The sequence below is a fragment of the Candidatus Benthicola sp. genome (assembly GCF_058719085.1).
On sequence record NZ_JBZQEK010000100.1, the window covers coordinates 1 to 10,036 of the forward strand.

6 protein-coding genes are annotated in these 10,036 nt (G+C 67.6%); 5 read left to right on the forward strand and 1 reads right to left on the reverse strand.

Going from position 1 to position 10,036, the window contains the following annotated elements:
* The first annotated feature begins 148 nt into the window (after window positions 1–148).
* A complete protein-coding gene (locus AC36XV_RS08235) occupies window positions 149–811 on the forward strand; it encodes an HAD-IA family hydrolase (RefSeq protein WP_492203204.1) in 663 nt (220 codons plus the stop codon).
* A 156-nt stretch (window positions 812–967) separates the two neighbouring features.
* Window positions 968–3,034 (forward strand): protein kinase domain-containing protein, encoded by a 2,067-nt coding sequence (locus AC36XV_RS08240; protein WP_492203205.1) that lies wholly within the window; start codon window positions 968–970, stop codon window positions 3,032–3,034.
* A gap of 175 nt (window positions 3,035–3,209) precedes the next feature.
* On the opposite strand, the gene lon is transcribed toward AC36XV_RS08240, so the two are convergent.
* Entirely contained in the window at window positions 3,210–5,849 is a 2,640-nt protein-coding gene (gene lon / locus AC36XV_RS08245; RefSeq protein ID WP_492203206.1) for an endopeptidase La, read from the reverse strand.
* A 212-nt stretch (window positions 5,850–6,061) separates the two neighbouring features.
* Between lon and AC36XV_RS08250 the strand changes: the two genes are divergently transcribed.
* The 3 genes from AC36XV_RS08250 to AC36XV_RS08260 form a co-directional block, all read left to right on the forward strand.
* On the forward strand, window positions 6,062–7,339 hold the full coding sequence (locus tag AC36XV_RS08250) for a metallophosphoesterase family protein (RefSeq protein ID WP_492203207.1): 1,278 nt from the start codon (window positions 6,062–6,064) through the stop codon (window positions 7,337–7,339).
* 56 nt (window positions 7,340–7,395) lie between these two features.
* A complete protein-coding gene (locus AC36XV_RS08255; RefSeq protein ID WP_492203208.1) occupies window positions 7,396–8,703 on the forward strand; it encodes a BamA/TamA family outer membrane protein in 1,308 nt (435 codons plus the stop codon).
* Window positions 8,691–10,036 (forward strand): hypothetical protein (locus AC36XV_RS08260; RefSeq protein WP_492203209.1); only part of this gene is annotated, 1,346 nt, incomplete at its 3' end. The genes AC36XV_RS08255 and AC36XV_RS08260, both read left to right, overlap by 13 nt.

Below are 10,036 nucleotides of genomic sequence, written 5' to 3' on the forward strand. Positions count from 1 at the left end.
AGGCCTACGCCGTGGCCCGCCAGTACATGCTGCGGCTCGAGCCGACCGACCTCCAGGACCCGGCGATGCTCGAGAGGCTGGCGCGCCAGGCTCGAACGGACACCGCCAGTTTTCGCGAGAGGTTCGGACCCGCCGTCGGTCTGAATCGGTGACGCGATCCGATCACCGGGTGGTCCTGTTCGATCTGGACGGGACCCTCATCGACAGCGAGCGTCTGATCCTCGCTTCCTACCGCCACGCGATGCTCGAGCACCTGGGGCGCGTGCCGCCCGAGAGCGTGTGGAAGGCCACGATCGGCCAGCCCCTCGTCGTGCAGATGGCGATGTTCGCGGAGCGGGAGGACCAGGTCGAGGCGATGATCCACACCTACGTCACCCACAACCTGGCGAACCACGACAGGTACGTTCGACCGTTTCCCCGCATACGGGAGACGGTGAACGCCGTGCGGGAGTCAGGTCGGGTCCTCGGCATCGTGACGAGCAAGAGGAGGCGGGCCACCCGCATGGGACTGGCCCGCTGCGAGCTCCCGGAGGCGTGGTTCGAAGCGATCGTCACGGCGGACGACGTGGTGCGCTACAAGCCGGAGCCGGAGCCCGTCCTCGAGGCCCTCCGACGTCTCGACGCCCGACCCGGGGAAGCCCTGTTCGTCGGTGACAGCACGCACGACATGCGGTCCGGCCGGGCGGCGGGCGTCGCCACCGCCGCCGTTCTGTGGGGCCCGTACACGCGCGAGCAGCTGGAGCCGACGGAGCCGGATCTGTGGCTGCGTGAGCCGGGTGACTTGCTGGAGGTACTGGGGCTCGCCGGCTGACCTTCACACTTCCTGACACTGGCCCGCAGTCATTTGAGCGCCACTCCGCGAGTTAGCGCGTCGGGGCTTGGGACTGTCAGGCAGGGAGCCGGACAGGCGCTCTAAGCTTCTAATTCCTATATTGATCGTACCCCCTTCGTTCCTGCGGAGGAGCTAATGCCCGACCTCCTGGAACGTCTCAAAGCAGCCCTGTCGAACCGCTACGAGATCGAGTCGGAGATCGGTCGCGGCGGCATGGCGGTCGTCTACCTTGCACAAGACCTGAAGCACCACCGCAAGGTCGCGATCAAGGTCCTGCACCCCGAATTGACGGCTACGATCGGATCTGAGCGCTTCCTGCAGGAGATCGAGATCGTCGCTGGCCTGCAGCATCCGCACATTCTGCCGCTCTACGACTCCGGGGAAGCTGACGGCCTCCTCTACTATGTCATGCCCTACGCAGCCGGCGAGTCCCTGAGGCATCGGCTCGACCGAGAGGGGCAACTGGCAGTGGACGAGTCGGTGAGGATCGCTGTCGAGGTGGCGGACGCGCTCGACTACGCGCACCGACAGGGCGTCGTGCACCGAGACATCAAGCCGGGCAACATCCTTCTTTCCGAAGGACACGCGGTCATCGCGGATTTCGGAATCGCGAGGGCGGTGGAGGCCGCAAGTCGTGAGCGGCTCACGAGTACGGGCCTCGGGGTCGGAACTCCCCTCTACGCGAGTCCAGAGCAGGCCACGGCTCAGGGGACACTCGACGGACGGACAGACATCTATTCCCTGGCCTGCGTGCTGTACGAGATGCTGGCCGGTGAGCCACCGCTCACTGGCTCGACGCCGGAGATGATCCGGGCACGCCGGTTGGCTGAGACGCCGACCGCTGTGCACTCAGTCCGCGACACGGTGCCGCCGGCTCTGGATCAAGTCATCACACGTGCTCTGGCCCGCGTACCCGCGGACCGCTGGAACACCGCAGCCGAGTTCGGTGCAGCGTTGGAGTCCGCGTCTTCCCACAGCGTGTCTAGCGGGGAGATGGCTTTGCTGGGCCCGGATTCGTCCGCAGCGGGTGGTTCACCCGTCGGCCCGGCCCGCGGACGGAGAAGTATGGCCCGTGGCGTCCTGGCCGCGACTCTTGCCGTTGCCGCCGCGATCGCGGGCTACGTGCTTCTGGGGCAGCCGGACGATTCGGGACCGCCAGGCGTTCCGACGGCGGCCGACCGCATGCAGGCTCGCCAGCTGTTTCTGCGAGGCGACGCAGCATTGAGTGCCTTCTCTGACAGCAACGATAGAGATCGCCGCCGACTACTGCTGCTCCAGGCAGCAGCGCAGTTCGATTCCGCGACACATTTGAATCCGGACAACGCCGAGGCCTGGGCCGGGCTCGCGATCGCGCGTTCCTGGATGGGCATTGAGCGGCATCTGCCCGCCGACAGTGTGTTCCCGCTCGTTGAAGAGCCAGCGCTACGTGCAATCGCGCTGGATTCTGCGTCCGCCCTGGCGTACGAGGCGCTTGCCTGGAAGCACTGGGTCTTCGATTGGAGATGGCAGGAGGCCTACGAAGCGTTCATGACCGCTGTGCGGCTGGATCCCGAGAGCTCCGATGCACTGGGGTGGCGAGTCAACGCAGCCCGTCTGCAGATCGACCTGGGGAGGCCTGATTCGGCACTCGCGACGATTAGGCCTGCGCTCGGTGACACCAGCGATCCGGGTCCCCGAATTCTCTACTTGAGGGGTCTTCAGTACTCGCGCGACTACGAGGCCGCCCGGGCCGAGGCCCGGCGTATCATCCAGGAAGACGCCGGCTACCTGCGTGCCGCGCAATACGTCTTCTGGGAAGCAGAGTTACAGGCTCTCATTCAGCTGGGTCGCATGGAAGAGGCCGCCGAGGTGGCGGAGGGTCTGCCGGAGGAGGTCATCTCCAGCCGTCCGTGTCTTTCGTCCCAGTACTTTGCGGCCGCCGGTGACCGTGTTCGTGCGCTCGATTGCTTCGAAGAACTTCGGGAGGCGGGTATGGAGCCACTGCCACGAGCTGAGGTGATCGTGCTCGCCTGGCTGGGGGAGCTCGACGCGGCCTTCGAGATTCTCAGGCAGGAGTTCGATGCCAAGGGGTTCGTACGCTGGTTCCCGTCCGATCCCGCATTCGATCCTCTGCGGGAAGATCCGCGCTACGACATGCTGCTCGCCGAGATGGGTCTCGAGTGCCGCTACTACGAGGATGGGCACGACTGCTTCCAGCGGTGAATGAGCGAGGAGCGGGTGTGCAAGAATGCAAGGTTGGAGTCACAAAGGGTGTGAAAGCCGCCGCTGACTTTCACACCCCGTGTGAACTTTTCCGCAGAAGTTCGCCGCTATTGCGAAAATCGCTGTCTATAGGCTACGCCTCATAATCCCAGGGTCGGTCGACTGGGCCGTAGCCTCATGCGGCCGCCGCCGGCCTGAGCGCCTCCGCCAGCACGTCGTCCAGCGTCTCCGCGTACACGAACTCCAGGGACTCCCGGACGCTGTCCGGCAGCTCGGACACGTCGCCCTCGTTGTCCTTCGGGAGGACGATCTTCGAGATTCCGGCGCGCAGCGCTCCGAGCACCTTCTCCTTCACGCCGCCGATCGCCAGGACGCGACCGGTGAGGGTCAGCTCGCCGGTCATGGCCACGTCGGCGGCCACCGGTCGCTCGCTGAGGGCGCTGATCATCGCCATGGCCATCGCGATCCCGGCCGACGGACCTTCCTTGGGCACCGCACCCGCCGGCACGTGGATGTGGATCTGCTGGTCCTTGAGCATCTGCTCGCCGATCCCCAGCGCGTCGGCGTGGCTGCGGGCGTACGTCAGGGCCGCCTGGGCGCTCTCCTTCATGACGTCGCCCAGCTGTCCCGTGAGGACGAGGCCGTCCTTGCCCTCCATCACCGAGCATTCGACCCGCATGATGTCGCCGCCCACCGGCGTGTAGTACATGCCGGTGGCGACCCCGACCGTATCCTCCTCGAGCCGCTTCTCGGGATGGACCTTCGGCTGGCCCAGTAGATCTCGCAGGTCGTCCACGTCCACCGTCACGTTCTCCGCCTCTCCGCCGGCGATGCGGCGGGCGCTCTTCCGGGCGATGGAGCCCAGCTCGCGCTCCAGGTTCCGGACCCCCGCCTCCCGGGTGTAGCTCGAGATCACCTCCTCGATGGCCTTCTGCGTCACCTCCAGCTGTCCGTTCTCGAGTCCGTTCTGCTCCATCTGCCGAGGCAGCAGGTACCGGCGTGCGATCTCGAACTTCTCCTGGGCCGTGTACCCGACGAACTCGATCGCCTCCATCCGGTCCTTGAGCGGTCCCGGGATCTGGTGCGGGAAGTTCGCCGTCGCGATGAACAGCACGTCCGACAGGTCGAACGGGATCCCCATGTAGTGATCCACGAAGGAGTCGTTCTGCGCCGGATCCAGCACCTCCATGAGGGCGGCCGACGGGTCGCCCTGGAACGACACGCCGAGCTTGTCGACCTCGTCGAGCAGGAAGACCGGGTTCTTGCTCCCGGCCCGCTTCAGGCCCTCGATGATGCGGCCCGGAAGCGCTCCCACGTACGTGCGACGGTGACCGCGAATGTCGGCCTCGTCGCGTGCGCCTCCCAGCGACACCCGCACGTACTTGCGACCCATCGCGTCGGCGATCGATTTGGCGATCGAGGTCTTTCCGGTCCCCGGCGGTCCCACGAAGAGGATCGTCTGGCCGGTGCGGTCGTCCGCCTGTCCCGGACGCTCCCGTTCCCTGTCGGCGGCCGCGTCCTCCGAGGCTCCGTCATCTCCACCCTCGGACCCGGCGGCCGGCTCTGTCTCGGGCGACCCACCGGGCTCCATCCCTTCCGGACGCTCGCCGACGGACTCGGCCTCGGATCGGGCCTCTTCGGCCGCCTGGTTCCGGCGCTCCTGCAGGCTGCGCACGGCCAGGAAGTCCAGCACGCGGTCCTTCACGTCGGAAAGCCCGTAGTGATCGCGCTCGAGGATTTCCTCGGCCCGCTTCAGGTCGAGGCGATCCTCCGTGGTCTCGCTCCACGGCAGGTCGGCGACGGTCTCCAGGAAGGTGCGGATCACCTGCGACTCGGCGGCCTCGCGCGGGATGCGCTCCAGCCGTCGAAGCTCGCGGTCCACCTCGGTACGCGCCTCTTCCGGCAGGTCGAGGGCTTCCAGCCGTTCCCGAAGCTCCTGGATCTCCTCCTGGTCGGCATCGTCGCCGAGCTCGCTCTGGATGGCCTTCATCTGTTCGCGCAGGAAGACCTCCCGCTGCCGCTCGCCGAGCTCTTCCTGCACCTTGCTGCGGATCTGCGCCTGCGCCTCGAGAACGCCGATCTGGCGCTGCAGGTGGAGCAGGAGCTTTCGAAGGCGGTCCTCCACCGAGAGCGTCTCCAGGAGATCCTGCTTCTCGGGCACCTCGAGCTCCGTGTAGAACGCCACCAGGTCGGCCAGCTCACCGCCGCTCGCCACGCCGCCCAACAGGTGGTCGACGATCTCCTTGGGAACCCCTCGCAGACGGCTGAGCTGCGCGGCCCGCTCCCGGACCTCCTTGTAGAGCGCCGCGTAGGCCGAGTCCTCGTCGTCCAGCGGAGCCATGTCCTGCATCCGTCGGACGACCGCTTCGAGAAACTCGCCCCGTTCCGTGAACTCGAGCACGGCGCCGCGTCCGGTGCCCTGCACCACCAGCTGGATGCCGCCCGGCACCCGCTGCATCTGGGCGATGCGGCAGATGGTGCCGATGCGGTACAGGCTGTCCGGTGCGGGCTCCTCCACCTCGGCATCGATCTGAGAGACGGCGATCAACCGCTTGGAACCCTGCAGAGCGTGTTCGATGGCGGCCAGGGTCTTTTCGCGCCCGGCCGCGATCGGCGCCGCCACGGAGGGAAACACCACGGTGCCCCGGAGCGGAAGCACCGGAAGCCGGATCCGCTCTTCGACGTGCTCCTCGTGCTCGTCCGGGTGGTCCTCGTCTTCATCCCAGGTGATGTGGACCTCCTCCATGCCGGCCGGAAGGTCCTCGGATTCCGCTTGGAACAGGGAAAAGGAAGCTGTATTCTTCTGATCGTGCATGATCGGAGATCTCGTTCTCGTGTAAGGAAGCCGGACCTCGACGTCGCCCCCCGGGCGACGGCCGCTCCGACGCATTCGTATACTATCGCGTTCGGCGATCGTTGTGCAGGAACCAGGCCGGCCTCGAAGGGCGAATCGGCCCTCGGGCGCGCCGATCTGGCATGGATCGCGGCCCTGCCACGGGTCTTCTCCGCCAAGCCGGCAGTGACCGGGTGACACCGGCCCGTCGGGCGCGCCGGGCGCGTTGGCTGCCGCCCGTTTCAGCGATCGCGCTTCTGTCCTTCGCGGCCTGCTACCCCAGACCCGTCGATCCGGTCGGCATCCCGACGGCGCCGCCGCCGTTCGTTCGGTTGCCGTACGTACAGAACGTGACCCACGAGAGCGCCTCCGTGCTCTGGATGAGCGCTTCCGGGTCGGTCGACAGCGCCTGGTACCGGGTGCCCGGTCCGGCGGCCGAGTGGATCCCGTCGAGAGTCCTGGAGCACCGACACGGTAGCCGCCGGATCGACATCGCCGGCCTCCCCGCGGCCAGCGTCGTCGAGTATCGGGTGTCGGCCGGAGGCACACACGCGGGACCGTTCGCCTTCGGCACCGCGCCGCTTCCCGGTGAACCGGCGGAGGTCCGGGTCCTCCAGTTCGGCGACTCGGGGTGGGGTGGACCGGAGCAGATCGTCCTCGCTCGCCGGATGGCCGGCGAGGAATGGGACCTCGCCGTGCACGTGGGCGACATCGCCTACGACGACGGGTCGGAGCGCGAGTTTACGGAGCGTCACTTCCGGGTGTACGCGGAGCTTTTGGCCGAGACGCCCTTCTATCCCTCGGTGGGGAATCACGACGTCCGGGCCGACGGTGGCCGCTCCTACGACGGAGCCTTCCTGTGGCCGGAGCCGTTCCCGGGCGTCCGCTACTACTCGTTCCGATGGGGGCGGACGCTGTTCGTCTCCGTGGACACGTCGAGCCGGACGGAAGACGTGGAGGGGCTACGAGAGGGGAGGGGTCGGCAGCTCGAATGGCTGCGGGAGACGCTGAGGGACGCCTCCTCCGACCCGACGGTCGACTGGATCGTGGTGTTCCAGCACTATCCGCTGTACAGCCATGCGACCGGGATCAGCGGCCATGCGCTCGACCGCGATCTGCGCAAGCAGATGCTCCCGATCGTGGAGGCGTACGGAGCCGATCTCATCCTCGCGGGACACGACCACCACTACGAGCGCGAGCACCCGATCCGGGATGGCCGGCGCGTGGCGAGCGGCTGCGGACCCGTGAACGTGCTGTCCGGGGGAGGCGGCGGATCACGGTACGCCCGGGACATTCGGAACACCATCCTCCTCGCCGCCGCGGCCCGGGTGTACGAGTACGTCGAGCTCACGATCGACGAGGAAGCGATCCGGGGCCGGGCGATCGACCGGAGCGGTGGGGTGGTGGACGAGTTCATCGTTCGCCCCTACGCCGGCACGGCGCAGGGGCTCCCCGAACGCTGCGCCGAATGACACGGGCCGCTCGCCGTGCGACGACACGCGGCCCGATTCGGACCGCGGCGGCGGGTGTGGCCGTTGGTCTGCTGGTCGCGGGGCCGCCTTCGACTCTTCCGGCCCAGGAGACCCCGCCTGCCGCTTCCGATTCTGCGGGGCCGGTCACGCCGGCCCGGGCCGACGCAATCCGCGACTCGCTGAACCAGCTGCGTCCGCCGGCCGACTACGGCGCCGATTGGGTCGACGTGGTCGAGTTTCCGCTCAAGCTCATCGGTTGGCCTCTGGACTACCTGCTCGTCCGCGGACCCGCGTTCCTCGCCGGCGTGATCACCGCACCGCGCCCGCCGAGCGCGCTCACCCGCGCGTACCGGGATGTCTCGGAGTGGGGGCTCAAACCGACGATTCGCACCACGATCGGGCCGAGGAGCGCCGCCGCCTTCGAGCTTCAGTTGAACCGGTTCCGGCCCTTCTACGCTCACGCGGCGGTGTCGCGGCGCCTTTCCCAGCGCTATCGGAGCGGCATCCTGCTGTCCGGGAATCGCACCTGGCTGGCGTCGGAGGCGAAGTGGCAGAGCGACGCCCAGACGCCCTTCTACGGCGTGGGGTCGGATACCGAGGCCGACGACCGGGCGTTCTACCGGAGGAACTGGTGGGACGTCACGGCCCGCACCGGATACCGGCTCGCGCCCGCGCTCATGGTGGCGGTCGGCGTCGGGTGGGAGCACAACGAGGTGGGGGATCCGGTCGGGAGCTCGAACTCGATCTTCGGAGCGTTCGAGACCGATACGCTGTACGGGGCGACCGAGCGGACGGACTACATCAGGACCGAGCTGAACGCGACGCTCGACCTGACACGGTGGCGCGAGTTTCAGCAGCACGGGGCGACGATGGGTCTGGTGGCCCGCACCTTCCACGGCCTCGGCGACACCGATTCCGATTTCCGTCTCATCACGGGTTTCATTCAGACCTACGTACCGATCAATCGCCAGCAGCTCGTAGCCGTGCGCGTGATCTCCGACATCTCGCGGGACGACGGCGGCGAAGGGGTCCCGTTCTATCACCTCTCCGGCCTCGGCGGCAGCCGCAGCGCCCTGGGGTATCCATCCCGCAGGTTCGTGGACGAGGACATGCTCGCCTTCATGTCCGAGTACCGCTTCGAGGTGTGGCGGGAGCTCCAGGGGCGCATGCGCGCCGAGACCTTCCTGTTCTTTCACTACGGAGCCGTGGCGGAGAGGGTGGGGCGAATCGAGGGTGGAGACTGGCACCCTTCCTACGGAATCGGACTGCGCCTCTCTCGCCCCACCGCCCTGGTCGGCCTCGGCTATCTCGGGTTCGGCGGCGAGGGCATGACGGCGGGGATCCGGGGATCATGGCCCTTCTGATGGCGCGGCCTCGGCTCACCGTCTCCGCCATTCTGGGCGTGGCGCTGATCGGCAGTGCGTGCGGCCACCCCGCGCCGGTACCGCTGCGGCCCCAGCCGATCGCGTACGCCGACACGCTTCCGATCGAGGAGCCGGCGTATCGGGAGCCCGGAGAGACGGGACCGCTGATCCGGGACGCGGTCAGCGGCCAGGTGGCGAAGGGGATCAGCGTGCGCCGGCTCGTGAACGAGAGCCACGAGGCGCTCAACGTGACGAGATTCGACGACGTGGTGAGCTCCGCGTGGTTCGAGCATCGGAACGGACGGGGCCGGATGACCCCGCAGGAGGTCCGACGCGGCCCGACGCGTGGCACGGGTCCCGACACCACCGGGCCGATCCTTCTCACCCAGGCGAAGCTGCAGGGGATCTCTCCCGGATTCCACATCGAGGACTCGCGGGGCGTGCGCTACGTGGTGAAGTTCGACCCGAAGGGGTTCCAGTACCTCAGCAGCTCGGCCGGAGTGATCGCCAACCGCCTGCTGTACGCCGCCGGGTACCACGTTCCGGAAGACTACATCTTCCGTTTCCGCCGCGCGCAGATCACCGGCGTGATGGAAGGGGCGACGTACGAGGACGAGGATTTCGTCGAGCACCCGCTCGACATCGGGCTGGTGGACGAGATCCTGTCGCGCGTGGACACGCTCCCGGATGGCCGCTTCCTCGCCGTGGCGAGCCAGTACGTTCCCGGTCCGCCCCTCGGCCCGTTCCGGTTTTCCGGCACCCGCAAGGACGATCCGAACGACTGGTACGTGCACGAGCACCGACGCGATCTGCGCGGACTCTACGTCGTGTCGTCGTGGGTGAACCACGTCGACATGCGATTTGCCAACACCATGGATGCCTACGTGGAGCCGGGGTACGTCCGGCACTACCTGATCGACTTCGCGGCCAGCCTCGGGAGCGGGACGATCCGACCGCATTTCCCGCGCGAGGGGGAGGAGTACAACTTCGACTTCTGGCCCACCATGGCCCGCCTGTTCACCCTCGGGTTCTACCGGCAGGGGTGGGAGAACCAGCCGTACCGCTCCATCGATCCGTCCATCGGGTGGATGCAGGTGGAGACCTTCGACCCGGCGAGCTGGAAGGCCAACTGGCCGAACTCGGCGTTCGTGAATCGGACGACCCGGGACGGCTACTGGGGCGCCAAGCTGGTGGGCTCCTTCTCCGACGACCAGGTGCGGGCGGCGGTGGCGGCGGGTGATCTTCCGACCGACTTTGCGGCCGACACGCTGGCGAAGATGCTGATGTACAGAAGGGACCGGATCGTGGAGTACTGGTACGGCCGGGTGTCGCC